Origin of the sequence: Pseudomonas putida (genome assembly GCF_002906855.1) — a bacterium.
Taxonomy (GTDB): Bacteria; Pseudomonadota; Gammaproteobacteria; order Pseudomonadales; family Pseudomonadaceae; genus Aquipseudomonas; species Aquipseudomonas putida_N.
In genome coordinates, this window is sequence record NZ_MINI01000028.1 from 712,474 (window position 1) to 739,454 (window position 26,981).

At 63.4% G+C, this 26,981-nt stretch carries 19 protein-coding genes; 12 read left to right on the forward strand and 7 right to left on the reverse strand.

The genetic code is table 11. The annotated features are described in order from the left end of the window. Positions 1–27: 27 nt before the first annotated feature. On the reverse strand, positions 28–942 hold the full coding sequence (locus BGP85_RS03595) for a LysR family transcriptional regulator (RefSeq protein WP_103447641.1): 915 nt from the start codon (positions 940–942) through the stop codon (positions 28–30). A gap of 206 nt (positions 943–1,148) precedes the next feature. On the opposite strand from BGP85_RS03595, the gene BGP85_RS03600 reads away from it, so the two are divergent. From BGP85_RS03600 to pgm, 6 genes are all read left to right on the forward strand, one after another. Next, entirely contained in the window at positions 1,149–2,171 is a 1,023-nt protein-coding gene (locus BGP85_RS03600) for a zinc-dependent alcohol dehydrogenase family protein (RefSeq protein ID WP_103447640.1), read from the forward strand. Between the two features lie 431 nt (positions 2,172–2,602). Then, positions 2,603–3,976 carry a hypothetical protein gene (locus BGP85_RS03605; protein ID WP_103447639.1) on the forward strand — a complete coding sequence of 458 codons (1,374 nt, stop codon included), beginning with the start codon at positions 2,603–2,605 and terminating at the stop codon, positions 3,974–3,976. Next, the gene (locus BGP85_RS03610) at positions 3,976–5,286 is read left to right on the forward strand and encodes a GntR family transcriptional regulator (RefSeq protein WP_103447638.1); all 1,311 of its coding nucleotides are present in this window, start codon (positions 3,976–3,978) and stop codon (positions 5,284–5,286) included. Before BGP85_RS03605 ends, BGP85_RS03610 begins: the two co-directional genes overlap by 1 nt. Positions 5,287–5,370: 84 nt before the next feature. Further along, positions 5,371–7,020: a VRR-NUC domain-containing protein gene (locus BGP85_RS03615; protein WP_103447637.1), complete on the forward strand. Its 1,650-nt coding sequence runs from the start codon at positions 5,371–5,373 to the stop codon at positions 7,018–7,020. Then, positions 7,017–9,278: an ATP-dependent DNA helicase gene (locus BGP85_RS03620; RefSeq protein WP_103447636.1), complete on the forward strand. Its 2,262-nt coding sequence runs from the start codon at positions 7,017–7,019 to the stop codon at positions 9,276–9,278. The genes BGP85_RS03615 and BGP85_RS03620 overlap by 4 nt, the downstream gene beginning before the upstream one ends. Positions 9,279–9,364: 86 nt before the next feature. Further along, entirely contained in the window at positions 9,365–11,002 is a 1,638-nt protein-coding gene (gene pgm, locus BGP85_RS03625) for a phosphoglucomutase (alpha-D-glucose-1,6-bisphosphate-dependent) (RefSeq protein WP_103447635.1), read from the forward strand. A gap of 36 nt (positions 11,003–11,038) precedes the next feature. On the opposite strand, the gene BGP85_RS03630 is transcribed toward pgm, so the two are convergent. Beyond that, on the reverse strand, positions 11,039–11,737 hold the full coding sequence (locus tag BGP85_RS03630) for a pirin family protein (RefSeq protein ID WP_103447634.1): 699 nt from the start codon (positions 11,735–11,737) through the stop codon (positions 11,039–11,041). Between the two features lie 175 nt (positions 11,738–11,912). Between BGP85_RS03630 and BGP85_RS03635 the strand changes: the two genes are divergently transcribed. Continuing rightward, entirely contained in the window at positions 11,913–14,429 is a 2,517-nt protein-coding gene (locus BGP85_RS03635) for a UvrD-helicase domain-containing protein (RefSeq protein ID WP_103447633.1), read from the forward strand. A 7-nt stretch (positions 14,430–14,436) separates the two neighbouring features. On the opposite strand, the gene BGP85_RS03640 is transcribed toward BGP85_RS03635, so the two are convergent. Beyond that, positions 14,437–19,164: a leucine-rich repeat domain-containing protein gene (locus BGP85_RS03640; RefSeq protein ID WP_181004498.1), complete on the reverse strand. Its 4,728-nt coding sequence runs from the start codon at positions 19,162–19,164 to the stop codon at positions 14,437–14,439. A gap of 207 nt (positions 19,165–19,371) precedes the next feature. Between BGP85_RS03640 and BGP85_RS03645 the strand changes: the two genes are divergently transcribed. The 4 genes from BGP85_RS03645 to BGP85_RS03660 all read left to right on the forward strand — a co-directional run bounded on the left by BGP85_RS03645 (position 19,372) and on the right by BGP85_RS03660 (position 23,433). Then, positions 19,372–20,298 carry an alpha/beta fold hydrolase gene (locus BGP85_RS03645; RefSeq protein WP_103447631.1) on the forward strand — a complete coding sequence of 309 codons (927 nt, stop codon included), beginning with the start codon at positions 19,372–19,374 and terminating at the stop codon, positions 20,296–20,298. Between the two features lie 76 nt (positions 20,299–20,374). Then, entirely contained in the window at positions 20,375–20,794 is a 420-nt protein-coding gene (locus tag BGP85_RS03650) for a VOC family protein (protein ID WP_103447630.1), read from the forward strand. Continuing rightward, positions 20,791–21,570, forward strand: a complete 780-nt coding sequence (locus BGP85_RS03655) for an alpha/beta fold hydrolase (protein WP_103447629.1) — start codon at positions 20,791–20,793, stop codon at positions 21,568–21,570. The genes BGP85_RS03650 and BGP85_RS03655 overlap by 4 nt, the downstream gene beginning before the upstream one ends. 189 nt (positions 21,571–21,759) lie before the next feature. Next, positions 21,760–23,433 (forward strand): MFS transporter, encoded by a 1,674-nt coding sequence (locus BGP85_RS03660; RefSeq protein WP_103447628.1) that lies wholly within the window; start codon positions 21,760–21,762, stop codon positions 23,431–23,433. A gap of 117 nt (positions 23,434–23,550) precedes the next feature. On the opposite strand, the gene BGP85_RS03665 is transcribed toward BGP85_RS03660, so the two are convergent. Continuing rightward, positions 23,551–24,120, reverse strand: a complete 570-nt coding sequence (locus BGP85_RS03665) for a hypothetical protein (RefSeq protein ID WP_103447627.1) — start codon at positions 24,118–24,120, stop codon at positions 23,551–23,553. 75 nt (positions 24,121–24,195) lie between these two features. Then, positions 24,196–24,582 carry a VOC family protein gene (locus tag BGP85_RS03670; protein WP_103447626.1) on the reverse strand — a complete coding sequence of 129 codons (387 nt, stop codon included), beginning with the start codon at positions 24,580–24,582 and terminating at the stop codon, positions 24,196–24,198. A 170-nt stretch (positions 24,583–24,752) separates the two neighbouring features. Here BGP85_RS03670 and BGP85_RS03675 point away from each other — a divergent pair, with 170 nt between their 5' ends. Beyond that, positions 24,753–25,016 (forward strand): hypothetical protein, encoded by a 264-nt coding sequence (locus BGP85_RS03675; protein WP_103447625.1) that lies wholly within the window; start codon positions 24,753–24,755, stop codon positions 25,014–25,016. 118 nt (positions 25,017–25,134) lie between these two features. On the opposite strand, the gene BGP85_RS03680 is transcribed toward BGP85_RS03675, so the two are convergent. Then, positions 25,135–26,133: a transketolase family protein gene (locus BGP85_RS03680; RefSeq protein ID WP_103447624.1), complete on the reverse strand. Its 999-nt coding sequence runs from the start codon at positions 26,131–26,133 to the stop codon at positions 25,135–25,137. Then, positions 26,130–26,978 carry a transketolase gene (locus BGP85_RS03685; protein ID WP_103447623.1) on the reverse strand — a complete coding sequence of 283 codons (849 nt, stop codon included), beginning with the start codon at positions 26,976–26,978 and terminating at the stop codon, positions 26,130–26,132. Before BGP85_RS03685 ends, BGP85_RS03680 begins: the two co-directional genes overlap by 4 nt. Positions 26,979–26,981: the final 3 nt, after the last annotated feature.

Here is a 26,981-nt window from a genome sequence, read left to right on the forward strand (position 1 = left end):
CGCTCGAATGCGCCCACGTTGCAGTTCTTACATGTTTTCGTCGCTGCCAAAGAACATCTGTATCCTCGACCTCAGCCACCGCTCCGCCGGGTCATTGTCCTGCGCCCCGCGCCAGGCCATGTGTAACTCGAACGTGCGCACTTCTAATGGCAAGTCTTCAGCGCGCAGCCCGCCGGCTGCAGTCAAGGCATCGGCCGTGTAGTCCGGTACCGTGGCGACGATATCGGTGCCCGCGAGCAAGCTCCCCAAACCGTTGAACTGCGGCACGGCCAACACCACATGGCGCTTGCGGCCGATCTCTTCCAAGGCCTCGTCGATGAAACCCGACAGGTCACCGGCAAACGACACCAGCGCATGTGGCCGTGCGCAAAAGTCGTCAAGGGTGATGCTGCCTGGCACGCTGTCGGCGCGTAGCAGCTTGGGCTTGCTGCGCCGCAGCACCTTGCGCTTGGCGTTGGCCGGCAGTTCGCTGGTGTAGCTGACGCCAACGGAAATCTCACCCGAGGCCAGCAGGGTCGGCATCAGCAGGTAGTTGACCCGGCGCACCACCAGGACGATGCCGGGGGCTTCGGCGCGGATGCGCTTGAGCAGCTGTGGCAGCAGGGCGAACTCGGCGTCGTCCGACAGGCCGATGCGGAACACCGCGTTGCTGGTCGCCGGGTCGAACTCGGCGGCGCGGCTGACCGCGGTAGAGATCGAGTCCAGTGCCGGCGACAGCAGGGCAAAGATTTCATGGGCGCGTGCCGACGGTTCCATGCTGCGGCCGGTACGCACAAACAGCGGGTCGTCGAACAAGTTGCGCAGGCGCGACAGGGCCGCGCTGATCGCCGGCTGGCCGAGGAACAGCTTCTCGGCGGCGCGGGTCACGCTACGCTCATGCATGAGGGTTTCGAACACGATCAACAGGTTGAGGTCTACGCGACGCAGGTCGTTTCGATTCATCGGTGCGCTTCGCCTGAAGTGGAGCAGGGGTGAATCTTAAGGCCAAAGGCTGTTACCCTGCACGGATTTCCGGGGGCCAATGCACAGGAAAGTCAGGTGCCCAATCGATGACAGGCATGTCGACTATTAATAGCCACTGATGGTCTAACGGCAAAAGCCCGGATAAAGTCCGTGGTAATACGAGATTCACACAGGCGAGGTATGCGATGTCCCGCATGATCCGTTTCCACAAGTTCGGTGCTGCCGATGTGCTCCGTTGCGAGGAGCAGGCCGAACCGTCACCTGCCGTCGGCGAGGTGCAGATCCGCGTCGAGGCGATCGGCGTGAGCTGGTATGACGTGCTTTGGCGGCAAAACCTGGCGCCATCCCAGGCCCGTCTGCCCGCGGGGATCGGCCACGAGATGGCCGGTGTGGTGACGGCGGTCGGCGAAGGCGTCGATGACATTGCGGTGGGCGACCGGGTCGCCAGTTTCCCGGCCACCAGTGCCAACGATCACCCGGTGTATGGCGACGTTATCGTCCTGCCGCGCACCGCCATCACCCGCTACCCGGACCTTCTCACGCCGATCGAGGCCAGTGTGCATTACACGCCGCTGCTGATCGCCTATTTCGCCTACGTCGACCTGGCACGCGCCAAGGCCGGGCAGACCGCGCTGGTCACTGATGCCAGCCATTGTGCCGGGCCAGCCTTCGTGCAACTGGGCAAGGCGCTCGGCCTCAAGGTGTTCGCCGCCACCAAGGAGCCTGAGCAGCGTGAGTACCTGCTGGGCCTAGGCGCCGACAAGGTGATTGTCACCGAAGAGCAGGACCTGCTCATGCAGGTTGGCAAGTACACCGATGGCCGTGGCGTGGACATGGTCCTCGATGGCATGGGCGGGCCGCAGATGTCGTTGCTCGGCGATGTGCTGGCGCCACGTGGCAGCCTGGTGCTGTACGGCCTGCAGGGAGGCAACCAGACGCCATTCCCGGCCTGCGCGGCGTTCCAGAAGAACATCCAGTTCTACGTGCATTGCATCGGTAATTTCACCGGCAAGCCGGAACTGGGTATCAGCCAAGACCAGGTGGCGCTGCAACGGGCCTTGCGCGATATCAATCAGTTCACCGCCGATCAGTTGCTGACGCCGCAGATCATCAAGGTGTATCCGTTCTCTGATGTGGTCGAGGCCCATCGCTACATGGACGAATGCCCCTGTGGTGGGCGAGTGGTGCTCGACATGGCGTCGACCTGACAGCATGTCTGGAAACGAAAAACCGGGCTGATGCCCGGTTTTTTGCATGTTGGGCGGCTATCTTGAACAGGTTGAAGGTGCGGGCTTTGTAATTGAATGTTGCCATCAAGTAATGGTTCATCTCTTTAAGCGTCCTTTTCTATAAGGCACTTTCCTGTTGTCTGCATATTGTGTGTTTTCTGATTTCTGAATGGTTTTTTAGTCGGCATCTGTATCTTTTAATCCTTTTTCAAGGCTCGATAATTGCGCAATGATATTTGGCGCAAGGAGCGTGCGATGGAAAATGGTCCCTATTTTTCAATGGCATGGCGACAGATTTTCGCAACTTCAAAGTTTCCCGTTTTGCTGTAGGAAATTTCTTAAAGTTTAATTCGCTGCACCCTTTCATAGGCTACCCGTTTGTGCGGCGGATGAAGTTGTGAGGTAACGCCGTGAGTATTGTTCACGACCAGGCTATGCACTTTATCTACCAACAGGTGCTCGAGCGCCTGTTGAGCCATATGTCCAAGGAACAACGTGTTTCGTTGCAACTGTTGATCCAGCGTTTGCTGGTGGCCGCCGGTGGGCCGGAATACATCGGTACGTTCAGGTTGCTGGTGGTGCAGGGGAGCGATCGCCGTGGCGCCCGGCTGTTGGCGGTCTTGCGTGCAGCCCAGCTGAGTATCGCCTTACGGGCCCCCGTGACGTTCAAGTTACGCGTGCTGGTGAGCTGTTTGCCGGCAACCAGCAGTGCGCAACTGGAGCAGCACGAGCGCCACTTCAGCGCCTTGTTCATGCATGACGACCCGCGCGTGCAACTGGAAATGGTCGATGGCGCTGCGGTGATGCCTTTCTGCCGTCAGGCCGACGCCACGGACCGAGATAGGCCGTTGGCACGTGAAGCCCTGCTCCTGTTCGGCCACCTCGTCGATGCGCGCCCGGACGCACTGCTGGGCAGTCGCACGCACCTGGAGCTGGCCGGTGCCCTTCGTCTGGCGCTGGTCACCTACCCGAGCGCCGATGCGCTGGTCACCGCCATGCCTGCCGGCCAACGGCGGCGGTTTGCCGCCTGGGCCCGGCGGAGCCTGCGCCAGGCAGGTGTAGACGCCCCGGACGCGCTACATCAATGTGTTGAAAACATGGCCAACTGCCTTGGCCAATTGCATGCCGCCGCCGGCTCCCCGGGTGGCACGCTCGCCACGCCGTACAGCGCACCGTCGAGAGCATTGCCGCTGCGGGTCATCGTGATTGACGATCTGCTTGCGCAGCTGCTCGGTGAGGGGGAACTGGATCAGGTGCTGGGAGGGTGTTTCGAGCCGGCGCAGCACGCCACGCCCCTGTCGGCGTTTGTCGATCCCCTGGCACTGTCGCAGTTGCATGAACTGGCCGCTCGCTGCAAGGCGCCTGTTGCACCCAGGCAAGCATTGCGCCTGCTTAGCCCGAATGCTGCGGCGCAGCCACAGCAGGCTCGCCTGGCCAAGGCATATGGCCTCGAACAGACTCAGCTCGCCTGCATGCTGTACCGGCCGTTTGCCGATCAGGGGGCAGGGCTGGAGCATTTTCTGCAATCCCTGCATGCCGACATGCTGGTCGCATTGCCTTATCTGCATCGCGCCCTGCAAGGCAAAAGCTGCCCTGATGCGGTCAAGGATTGGATAGTGAACACCAGCGGCCTGACGCTTGCGCAGCTGCGCGTGGTTTACAAAGGGCGACTGGGGCCTGGTATGCGGCACTTGCTGGCCAACCTGGCGCGACGGGATGTGCAACTGCGCTTGCTGGACCGTGAGGCAGCCCCGTGCACGTCGGCGCACAAGGCATCACTCTGATGGGGCGTGAGTTCGCCTATCACGTGGTGTATCGCTACCTTGTTGCGTTGATCGACGAAGCGGAGCGGGGCGGGCAGCCACGCTTGCCCTCGTTGAGGGCTTTGTCCAGGCGCCTGCGTGTTTCGTTGGCCACGGTACAGGCCGCCTACAACCTGCTCGAACACGAAGGGCGTGTGCGGTCGGTGCCAAAGTCCGGCTACTTCGCCCAAGCCGGTATCCAGGCAGGCCAAGTCGACGCTGCCCATGCGCTGCCGGTGCAGCCGCAGTTGGAGCGCGCACTGTGCGCCCATGAGCGGCGCCTGGGGCGGCTGCGTGGGCGGCCAACGCGTGTGCTGGGCGGGCCACGCCTACGTGATGCCCTGGCGGAGCGCTACACCCGGTCTTCCCGTCAGTTCTGGCGGCCGGAAGATGTGCACCTGGGCCCGGATGTACAGGCCGTGCTGGAAACCCTGCTGCTGGCGCTGGCGCTGCGAGGCGCTACCGTGCTGGTTGCTTCGCCGTGCTGCTGGCGGATCTTGCGCACGCTGCAACGCTGCGACATGCGGGTCATCGAAGTACCGCTGGATAGCTGCGGCAGCCTGGATATCGACAGTCTGGCAAGGTTGCTGGGATGTGAACCGGTGCGCATGGTGATCATGCCATCGTGCCTAGGGATGCCTGTTGGGCGCCTGATGCCCCACCGAGTTCAGCAGCAACTCGGTGATCTACTGGCACTGCATCCTGTCTGGTTGCTGGAGAACGATCTGGACAGCGAGTTGTGCTTTGCCATGCCAACGAGGCGCTTGCGCGATTGCGTTGACCCGCGCTGGTTGCTGGTGCTGGGCTCGCTGGAGTCGTCGGTGGGGGGCGAGGCACCTTATGCCTACGTGCTGGGGGGCGACCCGGCCTTGCCGGAAGCGTTTGCCCTGCGCGCCTTCCAGTTGGCGCCAATGCGGCAGCAGGCGCTGGCGCAGATGATCGCGACCGGCGAAATCGATGAGCAGCTAGGCAGGATACGCTTGGCGCTGCAGGGGCGCATGGAGCAACTTGGCCAGCACTTGCGTATGGTTCTGGGCAACCAGGTGGAATTTGACACGCCGGATGGCGGCTGCTCCCTGTGGGTGCGTCTGTCACTGCCGATGGCGGGCGCACACGCCATGGCGGCGACAGCGGGCTTGGAATTGCAGGTGCTGCCAGGTGAGCAATTCGGTTTGTACGGGCGTTACCGGCAATACCTGGCGCTGACGTGGCTGGGTGAACAGCCAGAGGCACTGGCTGAGGCGTTGGAAAACCTGGCAGGGCGCCTGGCGATCGGCGCCATTCGTCGGTAGGTCGGCGGAATGAACCTTGGTGCTTGCCTGGGTGCTGTATCTGTATGTATAAACAGTGCTCACTCTTTTTGCCCGACCCGTCCTGTGATCGCCCACTCCGTCGATGACCCGCTATATTACCTGCACAACTTCCGCCAGGTGCTGCTGTGGGTCGAGTCACGTTACGCCGACCTGCTCGATGAGCAGGAGCTGGCCTTTCTCCATGCCTTTGCCGAGCTGGCGCAGCCGACCCAGGCGCTGATGGTGCGCATGGTGATGCGCAAGGGTGAGCTGTTTCGCTGTGACCGCCTGGACTATGCCGAAATCGGTGACAGCATGGCGGCCCTGCAACCGCTGTTGGCATTGGGTTGGGTGCGCGAACCCGAGGCGCTTAGCCTTGAGCAGTTGTTCGCGTTGTTGCGCAAGGATGAACTCGCCCGCGGGTTTGCTGGGCAATTGAGCCGTCTGCGGGCGCCCAAGGGCGACCTGCTGGAACAACTGCGGCCCCTGGCGCTGGCTCCCAGGCCCTTGCGCGAATGGTTCGCCCAGGCCCCGGTGAGTATCGTGCAATGGTGCCTGCAGCCGCTGTGCGATCGCATGCGCTTGTTGTTTTTCGGCAACCTGTACCAGAACTGGTCGGACTTCGTGCTGGCTGACCTGGGCCTGCTGCGTTTCGAGCAGGTACCGTTCAGCCCCGACTCACGTGCCCTGCAGCAGCGCAGCGAGGTCGACCAGGCCATGACGCTGCACCAGTGTGCCGAGCGCCTGGAACTGGGCGAAGACCCCGCGTCTATCCTGGCGACACTGGCCGGCCTGAGTATCGACAACCCATGGTTGGCCCGGCGCCATGGGCGGCTGCTGTTCGCCGTGGGCCAGCAGTGCGAGCGCCTGGGGGACTGGGACCAGGCCCTGGCGGTGTATGCCCGTAGCTGCCATGCGCAAGCGCGTATCCGCCAGGTGCGCGTATACGAGCGTAGCGAGCGTTGGCCGCAGGCACACGCATTGGCTCTGGAGCTGGCGGCCGCACCGGCCAACGCCCTGGAAGTGCAAGCCCTGGAGCGCATGTTGCCGCGGCTGGCACGCAAGCTCGGCGGGCCTGTACAGCGCCGCCGGCGCACTCCCGTCCTGGAGCTGATCGAACTGGAGTTGCCGCGCGAGCAGGCAGCGCTGGGTGTCGAGGAGGCCGTGCGCCAATACCTGGCGCAAGCGGGAGGGCCGGCGCATTACGTGGAAAACACCCTGTTCAACAGCCTGTTCGGCCTGCTGTGCTGGGAAGCGGTCTTCGCCCCGGTTCAAGGTGCCTTCTTCAACCCGTTCCAGGCGGCGCCCCAGGACTTGCATGACAGCGATTTCCAGCAACGGCGTGCGGCACCGTTCGCGGCCTGCCTGGGTCGCCTGGACGAGGGGACCCATCGTCAGGCCATCCTCGACTGCTACACGGCCAAGCAAGGCCTGCAATCGCCGTTCGTGTTCTGGCCCATGCTCAGCGAAGCGTTGCTCGATCAGGCGCTGGCGTGCCTGCCCGCCGAGCACTTGAAACAGTGCTTCCTGCGCCTGTTGCAGGATATCCGCAACAACCGCGCCGGCATGCCGGACCTGATCCAGTTCTGGCCGGAGCAGCAGCGCTACCGGATGGTCGAGGTCAAGGGCCCGGGTGACCGCCTGCAGGACAACCAGCTGCGCTGGCTGGAATTCTGCGCCGAGCATGGCTTGCCGGTGGCGGTCTGCCATGTGCGCTGGAGCGAGGCATCGTGAGCTATCGCGTGGCGGTGCGGGCGTTGTGCGAGTTCAGCGCCAAGGTCGGTGACCTGGACTTGCGCTTCACCCCGTCACCCACGGCGCAGGAAGGTATCGAAGGGCACCGTCGGGTGGTCGCCCGGCGCGCCGCAGGCTATGAAGCGGAAGTCGCCCTCGAAGGCGAGTACCAGGGCTTGCTGGTGCGCGGGCGCGCTGATGGCTATGACCCGGCCGCCAATCGCCTGGAAGAGATCAAGACCTACCGCGGCGATCTGGCACGCCAGCCGGCCAATCACCGCCAGCTGCATTGGGCCCAGGCCAGGGTCTATGCCTGGCTAATGTGCCAGGCGCGGCAGTTGCCGGCCATCGAGGTGGCGTTGGTTTATCTGGATGTCGACAACGACAGCCAGACGTTGATCAGCGAACCCTATCGCGCCGATGAATTGCAGGGCTTTTTTGAAACGCAGTGCCAGCGATTTCTCGCCTGGGCCCAGGCCCAGCAACAGCGTTTTGCCGAGCGCGACCAGGGGTTGCAGGCTCTAAGCTTTCCTTACCCGCAGTTTCGCCAGGGCCAGCGGCAACTGGCCGAAACCTTGTACAAGGCGGTCAGTACCGGGCGCTGCCTGATGGCCCAGGCCAGCACCGGCATCGGCAAGACCCTCGGCACCTTGTTCCCGCTGCTCAAGGCCATGGTCCCGCAGCGACTGGACAAAGTGTTTTTCCTCACGGCCAAGACCCCGGGCCGGGCGCTGGCACTGGATGCCTTGGGCCAGATCAGCGCGGGCACGCCGCAGCCGGCCTTGCGCACCCTTGAGCTGATAGCGCGCGACAAGGCCTGTGAATACCCGGACAAAGCCTGCCACGGCGAGTCCTGCCCGTTGGCCCGGGGTTTCTACGACCGCTTGCCCGCTGCACGGGAGGCAGCGGCCTCACGGCCCATGCTCGACCGCGCCAGCTTGCGCGAGGTGGCGCTGGCGCACCAGGTCTGCCCGTACTACCTCGGCCAGGAAATGGCCCGCTGGGTGGACGTGCTGGTGGCCGACTACAACTACTATTTCGACGCTCACGCCATGCTGTTCAGCCTGACCCAGCTCAACCAGTGGCGGGTCGCGGTGCTGGTGGACGAGGCGCACAACCTGGTCGAGCGCGGACGCGGCATGTACAGCGCCAGCCTCGACCAGGGCCAGTTGCTTGCCTTGCGCCAGAGCAAGCCGCATGGGCTCGGCAGTGCCCTGGACCGGCTGAATCGGCAGTGGAACGCGCTGTTCAAGGAGCAGCACGCGCCATATCAGGCGAGCGATCAGTTGCCGGAGGCCTTCTTGCGTGCCCTGCAGCAATGCATCGGATTGATCCAGGAGCGCATGAATGAAACGCCCGCCGAGGTCGATGCCCAGGTGCTGCAGTTCTTCTACCAGGCGCTGCAGTTCAGTCGGGTGGCCGAACTGTTCGACGAGCATTTTCTGTTCGACGTCAGCCTGCGCGAAGGCCCCCGCAAACGGCGCCTGGCCAGCCTGTGCCTGCGCAATGTCACCCCGGCCCGGCTGCTCGCCCCGCGCATGCAGGCCGCGCGCAGTGTGACGCTGTTTTCCGCCACCTTGAGCCCGAGGCCTTTTTACACCGACCTGCTTGGCATGCCGGCTGATACCGCTTGGCTGGAAGTGGCGGCACCGTTCCGTGCCGAGCAGCTCGAGGTGCGCATCGCCAGCCAGGTCTCGACCCGCTATCACCAACGCCAGGCTTCACTGGCGCCCATCACCGCGCTGATTGCCGAGCAATATCAGCGCCAGCCGGGCAACTACCTCGCGTTCTTCAGCAGCTTCGAATACCTGCAGCAGGTGGCCAGCCTGCTCGCCGAGCAGCATCCTGGCATCCCGCTGTGGGCCCAGGCACCGGGCATGGACGAAAGCGCGCGCCAGACCTTTCTCGATCGCTTCGTGGCAGACGGGCAGGGGGTGGGCTTTGCCGTGCTCGGCGGGGCGTTCGGCGAAGGGGTCGACTTGCCTGGCACGCGCCTGATCGGGGCTTTCGTCGCCACCCTCGGCCTGCCCCAGGTCAACCCGGTCAACGAACAGTTCAAGCAGCGCCTGGGCCGGCAGTTTGGCGCTGGCTTCGACTATGCCTACCTGTACCCCGGTGTGCGCAAGGTCATCCAGGCCGCCGGGCGGGTCATTCGTGGCGACCACGATCGCGGCGTGCTGGTGCTGATCGACGAACGTTTCGCCGAGCAGCGGGTTCAGCAGATGTTCCCCGCATGGTGGCAGGTGGCCGTTAAATAATCCTCGGTGGCCCCATCGCACGGCATTGCAACTCCCAGTACACTGCGTGTTCCAACACCAACATCCGTTGAACTCGAGGTTTTTGCATGACGCTCAGTCCTTTGGCAGGCAAGCCGGCTCCGGCCAGCGTGCTGGTCGATATCCCCCGCCTGCTCACTGCCTACTACACCGGCCGCCCCGACGCCGCCGTGGCGGCCCAGCGCGTGGCCTTCGGCACCTCGGGGCACCGGGGCAGCTCGTTCGACCTGAGCTTCAACGAGCACCATGTGCTGGCGATCACCCAGGCTATCTGCCTGTACCGCCAGGAAAAAGGCATCGACGGCCCGCTGTTCATCGGTGCCGATACCCATGCGCTGTCTGCGCCGGCTGCGGCCAGTGCGCTGGAAGTGCTGGCCGCCAATGGTGTGCAGGTGATGCTGTCCAAGGACGATGAATACACCCCGACGCCGGCGGTGTCACATGCCATCCTCTGCTACAACCGTGGCCGCAGCCAGGGCCTGGCGGATGGCATCGTCATTACCCCGTCGCACAACCCGCCACAGAGCGGTGGTTTCAAATACAACCCGCCCAACGGCGGCCCGGCCGACAGCGATGTGACCAAGTGGATCGAGGCCAAGGCCAACGAACTGCTGGCTGCGAACCTTGCCGGGGTCAAGCGCATGGAGCATGCCCAGGCGTTGCAAGCCGCCACCACTCAGCGCCATGACTACGTGGCCAACTATGTGGCTGACCTGGAAAACGTCATCGACTTCGACGTCATTCGTGGCGCCAACCTGCGCCTGGGCGTCGATCCGCTGGGCGGGGCAGGGGTACGCTACTGGTCGGCGATTGCCGAGCGCTACCAGCTGAACCTGGAAGTGGTGAACACCGAGGTCGACCCGACCTTCCGCTTCATGTGCGTGGACTGGGACGGCCAGATCCGCATGGACCCATCCTCGCCCTACGCCATGCAAGGCCTGATCGGCCTGCGCGAGCGCTTCGACGTAGCCTTCGCCTGTGACCCGGACCATGACCGCCACGGCATCGTCACCGCCGATGGCCTGCTGCAGCCGAACAACTACCTGGCCGTGGCCATCGACTACCTGTACCGCAACCGTCCGCAATGGCGCAGCGACGCCGCAGTGGGCAAGACCGTGGTGTCCAGCGGCCTGATCGACCGCGTCACCAAGCGCCTGGACCGTAAGCTGTACGAAGTGCCGGTGGGCTTCAAGTTCTTTGCCCAGGGCCTGTTCGACGGATCTCTCGGCTTTGGTGGCGAGGAGAGTGCCGGTGCTTCGTTCCTGCGTAAAGACGGCACGGTCTGGGCGACTGACAAGGACGGCCTGATTCCAGCGCTGCTGGCGGCCGAGATGACTGCCCGTACCGGGCGCAACCCGAGCCAGGCCTATAACGACCTGACTGCGGCGCTGGGCAAGCCGTTCGCCACCCGCGTCGAGGCCAAGGCCGACGCCCGGCAGAAGGCCGCCCTGAGCAAGCTGGCACCGGAGCAGGTGAAGTCCACCGAGCTGGCCGGTGAGCCAATCGTGCAGATCCTCAGCCAGGCGCCGGGCAATGGCCAGGCGATTGGTGGCTTGAAGGTGATGACGGCCAATGGCTGGTTTGCCGCGCGGCCTTCGGGGACGGAAGACATCTACAAGATCTACGCCGAGAGCTTCGTCGACGAGGCGCACCTCAAGCGCCTGGTGGAAGAGGCGCAGGTGCTGGTGGATGCGGCGATTGCCTGATTGAACTGAGTGGGGCCGCAGCGCGGCCCCCTTCGTTCAAGCAACATCGACCAGGACGATTTCGCTGTCCTCGATCGCGGTCACCCGCAGCACTTCCTCTTCCTCGATCGCCACGCCATCCCGGCCCTTGGCGCGCAGTCCATTGACCTCCACCAGCCCCTTGGCCGGCACCAGGTAACCCCGGCGTCCGGCATCGAAGCGGTATTCGGCGGTTTCGCCAGCCCGCAGCGTCGCGGCCACCAGCCGTGCATTGGTACGGATCTGCAGGCTGTCCTCATCACCGGCACGGCCACTGGCCAGGGTCACGAAGCCTTCGCCGCGCTCACCTTTCGGGAACGGGCGGGTCCCCCACGACGGTGCATCGCCAACCTTCTCCGGCACGATCCAGATCTGGAAGATGCGGGTATCGACTTCTTCCAGGTTGTACTCGCTGTGCACGATGCCGCTACCGGCACTCATCACCTGCACGTCGCCAGCCTCGGTACGGCCTTTGTTGCCCAGGCTGTCCTGGTGGGTAATGGCGCCTTCACGCACATAGGTGATGATTTCCATGTCGCGGTGCGGGTGCGGCGGGAAACCGCTGCCGGCGGCGATCAGGTCGTCGTTCCAGACCCGCAGGTTGCCCCAGTGCATGCGTGCCGGGTCGTAGTACTCGGCAAACGAAAAGTGGTGGTGGGCATCGAGCCAGCCGTGGTTGGCGTGGCCGAGGCCTTCGAACGGTCGCAGTTGCAGCATGGTCGTGCTCCTTGAATCGGTGGAATGAAGCCATGATGCGTCAAAAAAAGATCGAAAATAAGCGTAAATATCGGCTGATTATTATCTGTTTTGTAGATTGATAGTGGCGATGTGGATTATGCGATTCATCGCCTAATCCACTGATCTGCAAGCATTCGCTGGCGATTTTTGGCAGATGCGGCGAACATGGCCCGCTGATCTGATTTTCAACGGAGTGACCGTGGCTCACGAGCAACCCCAGGCCCCCGCCGAACTGACCCCGCCCGCCCAGTTGCCCTGGTTGCGCCGCCTGGCTGCCCGCCTGCTGGGCCGTGGCCTGAGCCGCCTGCAGGCACAACACCGTGACTCCTGGTTCCTTGGCCATGTTACCGGGCAGCGCAGCGGCCATGCCGATGGCCTGCGTGAAGGGTTCGAGCGTGGCCGGGTGGAAGGCTATGAGGCCGGTCGCCAGGTGCTGGTGATTCGCGACACGCGCCCTGACACAGCCGCCGTGCCCGGGCACGACGACAACCTGTTCGACGATTGGCGCCTGCCGTTGAGCGCGGAACTGAAAAAGCGTTTCAAGGCCGACGTTGCCCAGCGCTTGCCCGCCGAGGCCCAGCCCAGCGCGGCGCAGTGGAAGCTGATCTTCAGCGACACACCGTCCACCTGCGTGGTGGCCGGCGCCGGGGCGGGCAAGTCGACCTCGCTGGTGCTGCGCATCCTGCTGCTGCGTCACTACCTGGGCTACGAGCTGGACGCGATGACCGTGGTCACGTTCACCCGCGAGTCGCGCAAGGACTTCATCAAGCGCCTGGTACAGGTGTTCGGCCTCTGGCAGCTCGACCTGCAACCAGCCAAGGCCCGCGAACTGGTGCGTACCTTCCATTCGCGGATCCTGCCGCTGGTGCGCAGCCTGCCAGGCTTCAGCCAGGTGCGCGCGTTCGAGACCCTGGGCAACGAGATGCCGGCTGGCCGTGAGGCAGAAGCCGAGAGCAACCCGTTCGACCTGCGCCTGAACGATGCCCAGCGCCAACAGCTCAACCAGTGCTACAGCCAGTTGCTCGGCGACAGCCCACGCTTCGCCGAGATCGTCGCCACCTTGCGCCGCGAGGCCTTGCAACTCAAGCCACTGGACCCGGACCACCCGGATGTACAAAAGCGGGTGCAGGTCACCCAGCTGGCCGCCCAGCGTGACGAAGAACTGTGCGACGTGATCGAGGACCTGTGGTTTGCCGCCGGCGCCTGGCCGATCAAGGGGATCGAGCCCTGCCGCGAAACGGTCGAGATCCGTGGCAGCTGCTTCCATGTGCATGGCCGCCTGGAAGGCCTCGATGCCTGGGTGGTGCTGGGCTTCGACCCGGCGGAAAGCGCCCAGTACCAACGCCCCGGCGCCAAGCTGGCGGTGCGTGCCGAGTGGGCGGTCAAGCGCACCTTGTTGCAGGCGTTCTGCGACAAGCCGCTGATCTGGCTCGACAACTACGCCATGGCCCGGCGCCTGGCCGCATCGCTGGCCGGCGATGCCGTGGCCGGGCCCGGTTTCGAGTACAAGGTCAAGGGCGAACTGGCTCCGGCGCCGCTGCTCGACGCCTTCGTCGGCGCCGCCAACTTCATCGAGAACCTGGGCCTTGAGGTGAACCCGGCCGTGGCAGCCATGAGCTTCCCGTCCGGCGATCCCGACGCGCTGTTCTTTGAAGCGTTGGCCCTGTACTGGAAAGCCCTGGAAGCGCACCTGCTCGACCAGTCGCCACCAGTGATGAGCTACAACCGCATGTTCGCTCTGTTCGGCGAGAACAACCCGGAGAACCTGCAGCTGCTGCCCGACCCGCTGCTGCGGCCATTGGCGCACCTGATGATCGACGAGTTCCAGGACGTCTCGCCGCAGATCGTCAGCTGGCTGCGCGCCAGCCTCGCGGAAATCCGCCGCCGAGGCCCGGCCATGCATACCGGGCGCAATGCCCAGCATTCTTCGCTGATGTGCGTGGGCGACGACTGGCAGTCAATCTATGGCTGGCGCGGCAGTTCGCCGAAGTACTTCATGGAGTTCACCAAGGCCTTCCCGTCGCCGGCCAACACTCGGGTGATGCTGGTGGACAACTACCGTTGCCAGCAGCAGGTAATCGACGCCGCCGAACACCTGGTCAAAGGCACCCCGGCCATTGCCGGCAAGAAGGCTCGCGCCAGCGGGCCGGCCGCCGAGCTGCCGGGCGCCCCGGTGCGGGTATTCGACCGTGATGAGGCGGCGCTGGGCGAGACATTGATCGAGCATTACCAGCGCGGTGAGTCGGTGATGATGCTGTACCGCAAAGGCAGCGACAAAGCCCTGATGAACGAGCACCTGCAAAGCGTCCTGCACGCCGAAGCGCTGTTGCCCGCCGAGCAGCGGCGCCTGCGCCAGCTGACCTACCACAGTGCCAAAGGGTTGCAGGCCGATGCGGTGTTCATGCTCGGCGATTGCCAGTACCTGACCAGCTCGCCGTACAAGAACCAGGTTTACCGCCAGGCTGGCCTGGGCAAGGCCGGCGATGCCCAGCCGTTCGACACGGCACAGAAGGAAGAGGTGCAGCGCCTGGCCTATGTGGCGGTGACACGCGCCGTCAGGCACTGTTACTGGCATGTCGAGAGCGCCAACGGCGAGGTGGCGGGCGCACCTCGCGCATCGGCGCAGATCGATGGGCGCCAGGCCTTTTTCGACGACCTGCGCGGGCAGTAGGCTGGGGTCAGTTCGGGTCGGCCTCGGCGGTCAGCTGTTCGTTCAAGGCCGCTTGCTCCTGCTGCAACCTGGCGGGGATCAGGTTGCTGGCCTCCAGGTACTGGCCCTCATTCAGGGTCACAGGGAGCAACTGCCCGTTGGCATCGACGGGGGTGGTGGCTAGCACCTGGCCAAGCAGGTCGATTACCCCGGCGAGCACTTCGCTGGGCAGTCCGTGGTCGGCTCTTGCCGCTGCGTGTTGCAGGCCTTCCAGATAGGTAATGACTCCCACCCAGCGCTCGTTCAGGGCCTCGAAGCGTTCGGCAAAGTGGGTGCGCAAATAGATTTGCCAGTCGGGGTGCTGGGCGATCCAGGTGCGCCGCGCAATGGCATCCGCTTCCAGGCTGAAGACCCGCTGCTCGACGTTGTAGATTGTGGCTCCTGACAGTGGGGCCACTGTGTAGAACCATTGTAAAGGGCCAGGCTCGGGGAAACCGAGAAGATCGGCCAGCTCTTCACGAAGCCTCAGGCGTATTTCTTCCAGGTCGGAATCGTCACCGAGAACCTGGTCGGATGGCAAGTCGTCCAGTGGGTCGAGCCACGGCAATTGCAGTTGCGCAACGTTCAGGTTTGGATCCTGATCCAGGGCCTGCCGCAGTTGTGCCCGGGTGGTTACCCGCCCCTGATGGATGATGCGGGCACACCCGTTCACGCTTTCGCGGGCATACAAGCCGCGCATCGTATTGAACATTCTTCCCGGGTGAGGCGGTGTCGTTACCACCTCCGAGAGGATGCTCACCTCCACCTGCAGCGTGCTCAAGGCATCGGCCAGGGCGTTGCTTTCAGCGTTTGCGAATTCCAGGGCCACCCGCTCCAGGCGTTGGGTCAGGTGGGGAAGCAGATCCGGGTGGTGCAAAGCGATTGCTCTGCTGCGGACATCGCTTATCAATTCAAGCAGAGGCCAGACGTCAACGTCGATATCCATGGCGCGCACTTCGGCCAAGCGCTCGACGATGTCTTGCAACTCAGGATGGGCGTTTTCAACGAACAGTTGATCCCAGATGCTGCGGCGTGCGTCGCTGGCATCGAGCAGCCACAAATTGAACTCTACCTGCACCCGCCGATTGGCGAGTTGCAAGCTGGGCTCCGATGCCAGCGGGTTTCGCAGAATACACCAGCGGGCCGGGTTGTCAGCGCGCTCGAGCGCCGCCACGAAGGGGCTTGCGAGTACACGGGCCAGCTCTGGTACTTCGGTGATAGCGTTGCCGCTCAAGTCCAGGTTGTGCAGTGCAGCGTGCGGGTTTTCCATCAGTGCTGTCAGCCCATCTGGCCAGGCGTACAGCTGGCAGTCACTCAGGTTGAGCCGCTCCAGTCGAGTGAAACGCTCCAGGCCGGACAGCTGCTGCAACGGGTTGTCATGCAGGTCAAGGGCTCGCAGTGCCGGGAGAGAGGCAAGTGTTTCGCGTTCGTTGAACGTCAGCTCCGTGATCCCGCAGTCGATGAGGCTCAGGCCGCCCAGCTCATGGGCGTCAGGCAGTGCCCTGAACAGCGAACTGGTCCGCAGCAACGAATTGTTGCGAATGCTGAGCTGTTGCAGCCTTGGGAAACTGCGCAGGAAATCTTCAGGTATTTCCTGCAGGCCAATCGCATCGATGTCCAGGCGAATGATGTGGTCCAGGCGCACGGGAAGAGAAGGCAGGGCCGGGATGTGCATGTGCTCCAGGGTAAAACGCTCGACATAGTCCCGGCGCCACACACGATTGAGGACTTCGCGCAGCTGGTTGCGCGACGGCTGCTCTTCAGGCGTTGCTTGCGCCACCCAGGCACGCAAGTGGTCATCCAGAATCTGCTGCTGCCTTTCCAGTGCAGTGATCTGCTCGCCGACATTGCCATGCCTGCGCAGGTCATCCAGCATGTTGCGTCGCTCAATGGGGTCAAGGGCTGGATACAGGCGTTGAAGCCGCCGCTCCTCGATGCCCATGCCCCTGCCACTCAGGTGGTAACCCAGACCACCACCTGCCAGATGCGACGGCGACACAAAGCGAGGCTTGATCGGTCGTTGGCCTAGCAGCATGGCGGCGCGGGCACGGTCACTGACAGCAATATCGAACAGTTGCGCAAGGCTTGCTGCAGGGTACTCGGCCCGTAACGCGGCCTCGAGTGTCAGACTGTCGGCAGTGCTCAGGCTTTTGCGATAGAGCCCCAGCAAGGCACGATCCAGGCGCGCCCGTGCCTGCTCTATTCGCGCCTGCTCGCCGATACGCAGGGGCACCCGTTTCATCGCCAGGTGTTGTTGCTCCTGCGGGTTGGTCGCTGCCAGAAGATCCTGCAGCACTGCGTCCGGCAAACCTGGGAATTGCCGACCCAGCGTTTGCGCATGAACGGACTGAGGTACGCGCCTGCTCGCGCGAAGGCTGTCGAAGATAGCGTGGTGCTTGCCTTGCAACTGGTCGCCGAGCAGGTTGGCCAGTTTCGAAGACTGTTCGGATACGGGTATATCACCCATCAAGGCGTGCACGACGCCACTGTCCAGCTGATCGACGATGACTTGGCAAAGCTCACCGTTTTCCAGATCGCTCAGGGTGATCTCGATCTCCACCTGGCCGGGTCTCCAGTCGCCACCCAGGCGCGTGTGCGCGCCGAATGGCTCTGCGCCCTCGTACACCTTGAGCACGTGATCTTCCGGCCAACCCTTGAGCTGCAGGAGCTCAGGTAAGGCGTAGTTCTTGTAGGCCGCCAGAGGCTTATGTTGACGAACCCGATGGATGATATCGAGCGTTTCGTCGTCGACTGCCAGTCGCTGTATCAGCTCTACCAACTGAGCAGGAGGACGTTCGTTGCCCAGGTGCACCTGGCGCAGAATGCGCGCGTCGATGCCACTGCTGCGCCTGGCAGCATCCAGATCGGCATCGGCCAGATTGTCGTTGGGGGTGAGTCGCCGCATCAGTTGGCTATCGTCCCAGTGCAGGGGTTGTTCATGAGCCAGTCGCCAGCCACCCCGGCCGTTGTGATGCAATCTTGGCGAATAGGCGTTTACTGCGTTGGGGTGACGAACTCGCCATTGGCCTTGGCTGTCTTCGAACACTTCATGGAGCCGGCCCTCCAAGCGCAGGTAGGTGCCGGTCGGGGTACGGTAGAGCCCTTGAGGGTCGGGTTGCAGTTGCTCGGGCAGCGTCTTAGTGCTGGCGTAGCCGCGCATGTCGGCATGCCAGAGCACCTGCCTGTCACCATGCCAAACGCTCTCCAGGGCATCGACGAACCCGGAGGCCTTCAGCGCCTTGGCTCCGACGGCGAAGCCGGCAAGCACGGCGACATTGATCGCCAGTGATTGCAGTTGGCCCAAGGCTTCGTGGGTATCTCCGTCCTCCCAGGCGGCGAAACCGGTGAACACGGAATCCATGATGTCGTAGGCAAATACCGCCAGCATCACCGCATCCAGCCCCGGTATGAAAAATGCGGCTACATTGAGCGCATTCATGCCTGCATCGAGCCAGTGCTGTAGTTGCTCGGCGCGGGCCTTCGCATCGGCATCGGCAGTGGGGACGGCAATCGTTCGGGCATCCTGCTTGAGGCGCTTGGTGTGGCTTTGGTACAGCACTGGCCAGGGATCTGACGCCAGTGGCGTTTTGACCCAGTGGATGTTGCTGGCTTCGCGTGGTTTGCGGATACCCGTGTCGGTAACCGTGAACAGCGCGCTTTCCAGCCTGCGGCTGAGTTCGGGCTGCTGGCGCTTGTGAGCGAAGCCGATCAATTGTTGACGGAAACTGCTGTGCAGCACCCGTTGCCGAAGGTGTGCCCCCATTGCCTGCAAGGATGGATATTCCCTTACCGGGTGCTCGGTATCGTTGGGAATGAAGAGGATGCAGGGGTTGTTCTGGTCAGCCTGGTCGGGCCCGATCAGAAGCACGTCATGAATCGGGATGCCGAACAGGCTGAAGCGCCAGCAGTGCAGTGACGCTTCGCCGTAGTGCGGAAAACGTTCGTTGTTGCACAGCTGGACCAGGGCATCGCGACCACGGCGCGACAAGAGCCCTTTGAGTGATGCGATCAAGGCCTGGACCTTCAATGCCTGCCTGTTGGCCTGAATCCATAGCCTTTCGATCTCGGCCTGATTCGTGCCTTGGTAAACGGCGTGAAGGTGGTCCTGATACTGCTGGCCGAGATCCAGCTTGCGGCACAGGCGCACGAAGCCTTCAGGCTCAAGGCCCCGGAGGGCTTCGTCGGTATGCGTGCTCTGCGTCAAGGCATCATAGGGGCCGACTTCGTCGAGGCCTTCGAAGTTGTGCAGTGCCGCCTCCAGCAGTGAGCGCTTTTGCGCCGCGCCTACCGGGCGAGTCGTTGTGGGCTCTGGCTCCTGCACAGGTGGCGGCGAGAATTCGAACCCGGGTGGATTGATCCAGGGGCTGACGACCTCGAAAGGCTGATGAACGTATTGGGCTTTCTCCACGTCGGTAGCCAGGTCAAGCCTGGCCTCGAGCAGTGGCTTGCAGAATTCGCTGATTCCCTTGAGCTTGCTGAGCACGGCATGCAGTGCCTTCACCTGGGTATCGCGATAGCCTATGCATTGCTTCAGAAGCTGTTGCTCCTCGGGCGCTGCTGCGGCGTACCAGCTGTAGGGCGAGCCGTTTTCATCCATGTAGTCTTTACGCACGGTCTGCACGATGCGCCGGGTATGGTCGGGATGCAGGGTTCTTACCCAGGCGGGCATGCTGCGGGTGATCTGGACCTGATGATAGGGCGTTGGTGTCTGGTTCATGTTGCTGGCGCTCCGTTGTATGGAGGCAAGAGTCGAAGCTATTGACCCGCGTAAGAGGCAGTACATATGGCTGCGCAGGGTCGGTTCTGTGCATGCAAGGGTCGGTAGCAGGCCAACAGCGGCCGGGCGAGTGAGGGAAGGTGAGGCAAAGCATGACGTGAAGGTGGTGCTGGCTCAGGTGCTGGCACTCTGATAGGGAGAACTCGGATGCATTCGCTGTGCAGTCCCAAGGATCACCTGCTGGACCTCGATGGCATCGAAATAGCAGTACGCACCTGGGGGGCCGAAGATGGCATTCCGGTGTTGGCGTTACACGGCTGGCTGGACAATGCGGCCTCGTTCGAGCGCTTGGGGCCATTGCTGGAAGGCTGTTTTGTGGTGGCCCCCGATCTGGTGGGCCACGGCCGCTCGGACCATCGCCGTCACGACAGTGGCTATTACCTCTGGGAGCATGCCGAGGACATGCTGGCGGTCACCGACAGCCTCGGTCTGTCTCAGTTTCATGTGCTTGCCCATGGCATGGGCACCGGCATCGCCTCGCTGCTCGCGGCCATGAGCAGTGGTATCGCCAGCATGATCTTTCTCGATGGCATCGGGGCACCCTTTACCGTGGCCGAGGACGATCGCGTGCAGCATCTGGCGCGCGCCTACCGACTCAAGAAAATGGTCAAACGCAGCCAGTTGCAGGGATTTACCGACCCGGATGGCAGCCGTTTCGACAACCTGGAAACCGCACTAGAGCAACGGCGCAAGCGCCTGGATGGCGAGTTGACGGAAGACGCCGCGCGGCTGTTGGCCCTGCGCGATCTGTTGCAGCTGGCCGAGGGTTATTGCTGGCGCCACGACCCGCGGCTGGTGCTGCCCGAGCCCATGCCGCTGACCGAGCGCGAGGCGTGTGATCTGCTGCGGGAGATTCGCTGCCCGTTGTACCTGATGTTTGGTCGGCAGGGCGCGTTCAGCGGCAACGGTTTCGAACAGCGCCAGGCTGCATTGCCAGGCCATGCCAAGGTGTCCTGGCACCCCGGTGGGCATCATTTTCACCTGGAGGCGCCGGACCGGGCGCTGGTCGACCAGATTCTGCGTATCCTCTTCCGGCATGAAGGTGGCCAGTTGCAACGTCTGGTGAATGAGTAGAGGGTGATGGTCAGCGGGCCAGGTCCTGGGCTATGGTGGCGAACGTTCACGGGCAATCGCCAGAAGGAGACCCGGCATGCGACCGTTCACCCTCAAGCACATCGACCACCTGGTGTTGCGAGTCAGTGACCTGCAGCGCAGCGTGGCCTTTTACCGTGATCTACTGGGTTGCACGGTAAGCCGCGAGCGCCCGGACCTGGGCATGATCCACCTGGCGACCGGCACGGCAATGATCGACCTGGTGACGCTCGACGGCCCGCTGGGCCGGCCTGGCGGTGCGGCGCCGGGGGCGCAAGGGCGTAATCTGCACCACTTCTGCTTGCGCATCGAACCGTTCGACGAGCAGGCCCTGACGGCTTACCTGCAGGCGGCTGGGGTGGCGGTCGAAGCAGCCGAGAAGCGCTATGGCGCCGAAGGCGAAGGGCTGTCGCTGTACTGTTTCGACCCCGATGGCAATCAGGTCGAGCTCAAGGGCCCGGTCGAGGGGGCGGCATGACGCAGGTCGACGTGCTCGAACACTGGATCGATACGCCTGACGGCAAGCTGTTCGCCCAGGACTGGCGCCCCCTGAACGCCCAGGGCGTGCCGATCATACTGTTGCACGACTCGTTGGGCTGCGTTGCCTTATGGCGTGACTTCCCCGAACAGCTGGCTGCGGCGACCGGCCAGCGGGTGATTGCCTATGACCGACTGGGCTTTGGCCGCTCCGATGCGCATCCAGGCCGGTTGCGCCGTGGCTTTGTCGAGGCTGAGGCGGAGCAGGGCTTTGCGGCGCTGCGGCGGCAGCTGGGCATCGGCGACTTCATCGTCTTTGGCCACAGCGTCGGCGGCGGCATGGCCGTCGGCTGCGCAGCAACCCATGGCAAGCATTGCCGAGGCCTTATCATCGAATCGGCCCAGGCGTTTGTCGAGGACCGTACCTTGCAGGGCATCCGCGACGCCGACCATCAGTTCGCCGAGCCGGGGCAGCTGGAGCGTCTGGCGCGTTATCACGGCGACAAGGCCGACTGGGTATTGCGCGCCTGGGTGGACACTTGGCTGGACGACGCCTTCGCCGACTGGAACCTGGATGCGCTGCTGGCGCAGGTACATTGCCCGCTGCTAAGTCTGCATGGCGACCAGGACGAATTCGGTTCGCCAGCGCATCCCCGGCGCTTCACCACACTGGCCGCCGGGCCGAGCGCGATGTGCCTGTTGCCAGGCTGCGGGCATGTTCCGCACCGGGAACAGGCCGAGGTAGTCTTGGCCGAGGTGCAGCGGTTTCTGGGGTGATGGCATCTGGCGATGCTGGCAAGTGGATATTGTGGCAAAGCCGATTTATGCTTCAGTTACCTTGCTGCGATCCGAGGCAGCGACCTCGTCGTGCTTCGCGCAACCAATGCTAGCCCTAGGGCCTGGGTGCGACGGTGAAATGGGTGTGAGGTACTCCGGCCTGCGATAACGACAAGACGGAGGCAACCCATGGCGGTTCTCGACAGCGCTTCCACGGGCAGTAGCGCGCCCCAACGGGGCATTACCAAGGAGGAGCGCAAGGTCATCTTCGCCTCCTCGCTGGGCACCGTGTTCGAATGGTACGACTTCTACCTGTACGGCTCGCTGGCAGCGATCATCGCCAAGCACTTCTTCGCCGGCGTCAATGAAACCACCTCGTTCATCTTCGCCTTGCTGGCCTTTGCCGCCGGCTTTGCCGTGCGGCCGTTCGGCGCCATTGTGTTCGGCCGCCTGGGCGACATGATCGGGCGCAAGCACACCTTTCTCATCACCATCGTCATCATGGGCCTGTCCACCGCAGTGGTGGGGCTGTTGCCCAGCTACGCGGCGATTGGCGTGGCGGCACCGATCATTCTGATTACCCTGCGCCTGCTCCAGGGCCTGGCGCTGGGTGGCGAGTATGGCGGTGCAGCTACCTATGTGGCCGAGCACGCGCCCAAAGGCAGGCGCGGCTTCTTCACGGCGTGGATCCAGACCACCGCCACGCTTGGCCTGTTCCTCTCGCTGCTGGTGATCCTGGCCTGCCGCACCGTCATGGGCACCGAGGTGTTCGAGGCCTGGGGCTGGCGGGTGCCGTTCCTGCTGTCGATCTTGTTGCTGGCGATTTCGGTGTATATCCGCATGCAGCTCAACGAGTCGCCGGTGTTCCTGAAGATGAAGGCCGAGGGCAAAGCGTGCAAGGCGCCATTGACCGAATCGTTCGCTCGCTGGGACAACCTCAAGGTGGTGATCATGTCGTTGCTCGGCGGCACGGCTGGGCAGGCTGTGGTGTGGTACACCGGTCAGTTCTACGCGCTGTTCTTCCTGTTGCAGATGCTCAAGATCGACCCGCAGACCGCCAACCTGCTGATCGCCGGTTCCTTGCTGATCGGCACGCCGTTCTTCATTTTCTTCGGCAGCCTGTCGGACCGCATCGGCCGTAAGAAAATCGTCATGGCCGGCTGCATTATCGCCGCGTTGACCTACTTCCCTATCTTCAAGGCGCTGACCGAGTACGGCAACCCGGACGTGTTCGTCGCCCAGGAGCAGAACCCGGTGGTGGTGGTTGCCGACCCTGGGCAGTGCGCGTTCCAGTTCGACCCGGTGGGCAAGGCCAAATTCACCAGCTCCTGCGACATCGCCAAGAGCCTCCTGGCCAAGCGTGCGATTCCCTACACCAACCAGGCGGCAGAGCCTGGCAGCGTGGCGCAGGTTCGCATCGGTGAGCGGGTGATTCCGAGCTTCGACGGCAGCAGCCTGGCAGCCGCCGACCTGAAGACCCAGAGCGATGCTTTTACCGCGACCATGGGCAGTGCCTTGAAAGAGGCGGGCTACCCGGAAAGGGCCGACCCGGCGAAGATCCACTACCCGATGGTGCTGTTGCTGCTGACCCTGCTGGTGATCTACGTGACCATGGTCTACGGGCCGATCGCCGCCTGGCTGGTTGAACTGTTCCCGGCGCGCATCCGCTACACCTCGATGTCGCTGCCGTACCACATTGGCAACGGCTGGTTCGGGGGGTTCCTGCCGACGGTGGCGTTCGCCATGGTGGCAGCGACCGGGGATATCTACTACGGGCTTTGGTACCCGATCGTGATTGCGGTGATGACGGCGGTGCTGGGGATCTTCTTCCTGCCCGAGACCAAGGACCGGGATATCGGTTAGGCAGGCCTGGCCCCTTCGCGGGCAAGCCCGCTCCCACAGGTACTCGCCGGTCCCAAGACCGGTGAAGTTCCTTGTAGGAGCGGGCTTGTCCCGCGAAGAGGCCGGCTCAGGCAAAAGTCAGTCGAAATACCCCCGCAAGCTGAAGGCATACCCGGTATCGACCCCTTTGGCCTCGCCCCGGCTCCAGCGCTTCTTCAGCACGAATTCAAAAGCAGGTTCGTACAACCCATCCCTGATCAGTGCCCCCGCCAGCACCTCGACGTCGTACCAGCCGTTGTCCAGCTCGATCATCGGCCTCCCCGGCACTTGATAACGGGCCAGCAGGTCACCCAACGTCTTGGGGGTGAAGTGCTGCAGGACGCGCCAGGTGTACAGCATCACCGCACGGTTCTCGACCTGCAGCACATAGCCGTTGCGCCGGTGCTTGAGCCGGCTGCCGGGTTCGAGCAGGGCCGGTGTGTAGCCATCGAGGGTGAACAGGATGTGGTAGGGCAGGTTGTCGACCCCCGCCAGCGGCACCACCACGCCTTCGGCCACGGCCTTGTCGCCGCTGTCGTTGCTGGTGAACTCGCGGGCCAGGTCATCGGACAGGTGGTTTTCGTGTTTGAAACGGTCGAGCAGCTGGATATCGCCCAGCAGGAAATAGTCGACCAGGTCGTTGAGCACTTCGCTGAATTCGTGGCGCATCTGTTTTCCTTGTTGTGGCGCACGGGATACAGCTGCAATGTAGCCAATGGCAGCTTTGGCTGCCATGGGCGCGGCTCAGTGTTTCTGGGCGATCTGGATCAGGTTGCCGCACGTATCGTCGAACACCGCGACCGTGACTGGCCCCAGGTCGGTGGGCTCTTGGATGAACTTCACGCCGGCCTTGCACAGCCGGGTGTACTCGGCCTGGATATCGCGCACGCCGAACGAGGTGGCTGGAATGCCATCCTGCTTCAGCGCTTGCTTGTAGACCTTGGCCGCCGGGTGCGCATCGGGCTCCAACAGTAGCTCGACACCATTTGGGTCATTGGGTGAGGTCAGCGTCAGCCAGCGATGCTGGCCCATGGGGATGTCATGCTTGGGCTCGAAGCCCAGTACGTAATGGTAGAACGCCAGGGCCTTGGCCTGGTCGTCGACGAGGATGCTGGTGACAACGATCTTCATAGGCGCACACCGTACCTGCGGGTCGTTACCTACCAGTAAAGACGGCTCTGGCCCAATTCACCAGCGAGGCCTGGCCCGGCTCCTTTACGTTGCTGCATTTCCAGATGGGGGCATAGGTTGCTCGGCGATAGCCTTGGCGAGCAATCCCATCTCAGCAAGGAGTAATGCATATGAAGTTCAGGGTTATGGTTGTACTTCTGATCGCTACGGGCCTCGCGCAAGCACAACAGCAGTTGAATACCAATGATGGCGGCAGCCAGATCGACGACTCGAAAACATTCCAGGCGGATGCCGTCGATGGCAGAGATGCTGATGCGATGGAAAAACTATCCCGAAAGAAACGCGGCGTTGCCCCGGTCGTGGGAACGCTGTGCGAGCACGGGTACAAGTTGATTGGCGATGATTGTGTAGTCGCCAACATCCCCTTCGAGTGACGACGATCGAAAATAGGGTTATGGGCCTCGGCACGTTGGTGTGCAATTCTGCGACTACAGCAGTGTGTTGACTGAAATGTCCCAGTCACCGGGAAGCCGGCGACTGGGACATTGCTGCTTACAGCCAGCCCTTGATCTGCCGCGCCACCGCCTCTGTGGAGATGCCATAGCGGTCATGCAAGGTCGGCAACGCCCCTGCATCGAGGAACGCGTCCGGCAGGGCGATCTGGCGGAAGGTCGGGGTCACGCCATTGCGCAGCAGCACGCCGGCCACCGCTTCACCCAGCCCGCCGATGATCGAGTGGTTCTCCGCCGTCACCACCAGCCGCCCCGGCTTGCGGGCCTCGGCCAGGATCGTCGCTTCGTCCAGCGGCTTGATGGTCGGCACATGCAGCACCGACACATCCACGCCATCCTTGTGCAGCTGTTCGGCGGCCTCCAGTGCGCGCATGGTCATCAGCCCGCTGGCAATCACCAGCACGTCACGGCCACCGCGCACCACCTGGGCCTTGCCCAGCTGGAAGCGGTAGTCGTAGCGGTCCAGCACCAAGGGCACGTTGCCGCGTAGCAGGCGCATGTACACCGGGCCCTGATGGGCGGCGATGGCCGGTACCGCCTGTTCGATCTCCAGGGCGTCGCACGGGTCGATCACCATCAGGTTGGGCATGGCGCGCATGATCGCCAGGTCGTCGGTGGCCTGGTGGCTGGGGCCATAGCCAGTGGTCAGGCCGGGCAGGGCACAGACGATCTTGACGTTGAGGTTTTCTTCGGCAATGGCCATGCAGATGAAGTCATAGGCGCGCCGCGAGGCAAACACCGCATAGGTGGTGGCGAACGGGGTGAAGCCTTCGCGGGCCATACCGGCCGCGGCGCTCATCAGCAGCTGTTCGGCCATGCCCATCTGGTAGAAGCGCTCCGGGTGGGCTTTGGCGAATATATGCAGGTCAGTGTATTTGGACAGGTCGGCGCTCAGCCCGACGATGTCCTGGCGCTGCTCGGCCAGCCTGGCGAGGGCGTGGCCGAACGGCGCAGGGCGAGTCGGTTGGCCTTCGGCGGCAATCGAGGCGATCATCGCCGAGGTGGTCAGGCGTTTTGCTGCTACGGTCGGGTTGTTCATGCGCGGCTTCCGGCGTCCAGTGCTTGCAGGGCGAGGTCCCATTCGTGTTCGTCGACACGGATGAAGTGAGTCTTGTCGCGGTTTTCGAGGAAGGGCACGCCTTTGCCCATGCGTGTGTCGCAGACGATCACCCGCGGTTGCGCGCCGGTATGGGCGCGGGCCAGGTCGAACGCCTTGACCAGGGCGTCGAGGTCATTGCCGTCGACCCGTTGCACGAACCAACCGAAGGCCTGCCAGCGGTCGACGATGGGTTCGAAGGCTAGGATTTCACTGGAATGGCCGTCGGCCTGCTGGTTGTTGACGTCGATGATGGCGATCAGGTTGTCCAGCTGCCAGTGGCTGGCGGACATCGCCGCTTCCCAGGTCGAGCCTTCGTTCAGCTCGCCATCGGACAGCAGGTTATAGACCCAGCTGGTCGAACCCTTGCGCTTGAGGCCCAGGCAGGCGCCGACGGCAATGCCCAGGCCGTGGCCGAGCGAGCCGCCGGTGATTTCCATGCCGGGGGTATAGGCGGCCATGCCAGACATCGGCAAGCGGCTGTCGTCGCATCCATAGCTTTCCAGTTCATCCTCGGCGATTACCCCGGCTTCGATCAGCGCGGCGTACAGGGCGATGGCGTAGTGGCCGATGGACAGGTAGAAACGGTCGCGCTGTTCCCACTCGGGGTTGGCCGGGTCCAGGCGCAGGGCGTGGCAGTAGGCCACGGCCAGCAAGTCGGCAGCCCCAAGGGCTTGGCCGATATAGCCCTGGCCCTGGACCTGGCCCATGCGCAGGGCGTTACGGCGGATGTTGTAGGCGCGCGCAGCCAGAGGCCGCGCACCCGAGGTAGCGGGTACGGCATTCATGGG

Excerpts from the sequence above, each read along its gene's own strand:
- BGP85_RS03595 (WP_103447641.1), bottom strand. The coding sequence starts at position 942 with ATGAATCGAAACGACCTGCGTCGCGTAGACCTCAACCTGTTGATCGTG.
- BGP85_RS03685 (WP_103447623.1), bottom strand. The coding sequence starts at position 26,978 with ATGAATGCCGTACCCGCTACCTCGGGTGCGCGGCCTCTGGCTGCGCGC.
- pgm (WP_103447635.1), top strand. The coding sequence starts at position 9,365 with ATGACGCTCAGTCCTTTGGCAGGCAAGCCGGCTCCGGCCAGCGTGCTG.
- BGP85_RS03635 (WP_103447633.1), top strand. The coding sequence starts at position 11,913 with ATGCGGCGAACATGGCCCGCTGATCTGATTTTCAACGGAGTGACCGTG.
- BGP85_RS03645 (WP_103447631.1), top strand. The coding sequence starts at position 19,372 with ATGCATTCGCTGTGCAGTCCCAAGGATCACCTGCTGGACCTCGATGGC.
- BGP85_RS03600 (WP_103447640.1), top strand. The coding sequence starts at position 1,149 with ATGTCCCGCATGATCCGTTTCCACAAGTTCGGTGCTGCCGATGTGCTC.
- BGP85_RS03675 (WP_103447625.1), top strand. The coding sequence starts at position 24,753 with ATGAAGTTCAGGGTTATGGTTGTACTTCTGATCGCTACGGGCCTCGCG.
- BGP85_RS03630 (WP_103447634.1), bottom strand. The coding sequence starts at position 11,737 with ATGCTGCAACTGCGACCGTTCGAAGGCCTCGGCCACGCCAACCACGGC.
- BGP85_RS03650 (WP_103447630.1), top strand. The coding sequence starts at position 20,375 with ATGCGACCGTTCACCCTCAAGCACATCGACCACCTGGTGTTGCGAGTC.
- BGP85_RS03610 (WP_103447638.1), top strand. The coding sequence starts at position 3,976 with ATGGGGCGTGAGTTCGCCTATCACGTGGTGTATCGCTACCTTGTTGCG.
- BGP85_RS03670 (WP_103447626.1), bottom strand. The coding sequence starts at position 24,582 with ATGAAGATCGTTGTCACCAGCATCCTCGTCGACGACCAGGCCAAGGCC.
- BGP85_RS03665 (WP_103447627.1), bottom strand. The coding sequence starts at position 24,120 with ATGCGCCACGAATTCAGCGAAGTGCTCAACGACCTGGTCGACTATTTC.
- BGP85_RS03655 (WP_103447629.1), top strand. The coding sequence starts at position 20,791 with ATGACGCAGGTCGACGTGCTCGAACACTGGATCGATACGCCTGACGGC.
- BGP85_RS03660 (WP_103447628.1), top strand. The coding sequence starts at position 21,760 with ATGGCGGTTCTCGACAGCGCTTCCACGGGCAGTAGCGCGCCCCAACGG.
- BGP85_RS03680 (WP_103447624.1), bottom strand. The coding sequence starts at position 26,133 with ATGAACAACCCGACCGTAGCAGCAAAACGCCTGACCACCTCGGCGATG.
- BGP85_RS03640 (WP_181004498.1), bottom strand. The coding sequence starts at position 19,164 with ATGAACCAGACACCAACGCCCTATCATCAGGTCCAGATCACCCGCAGC.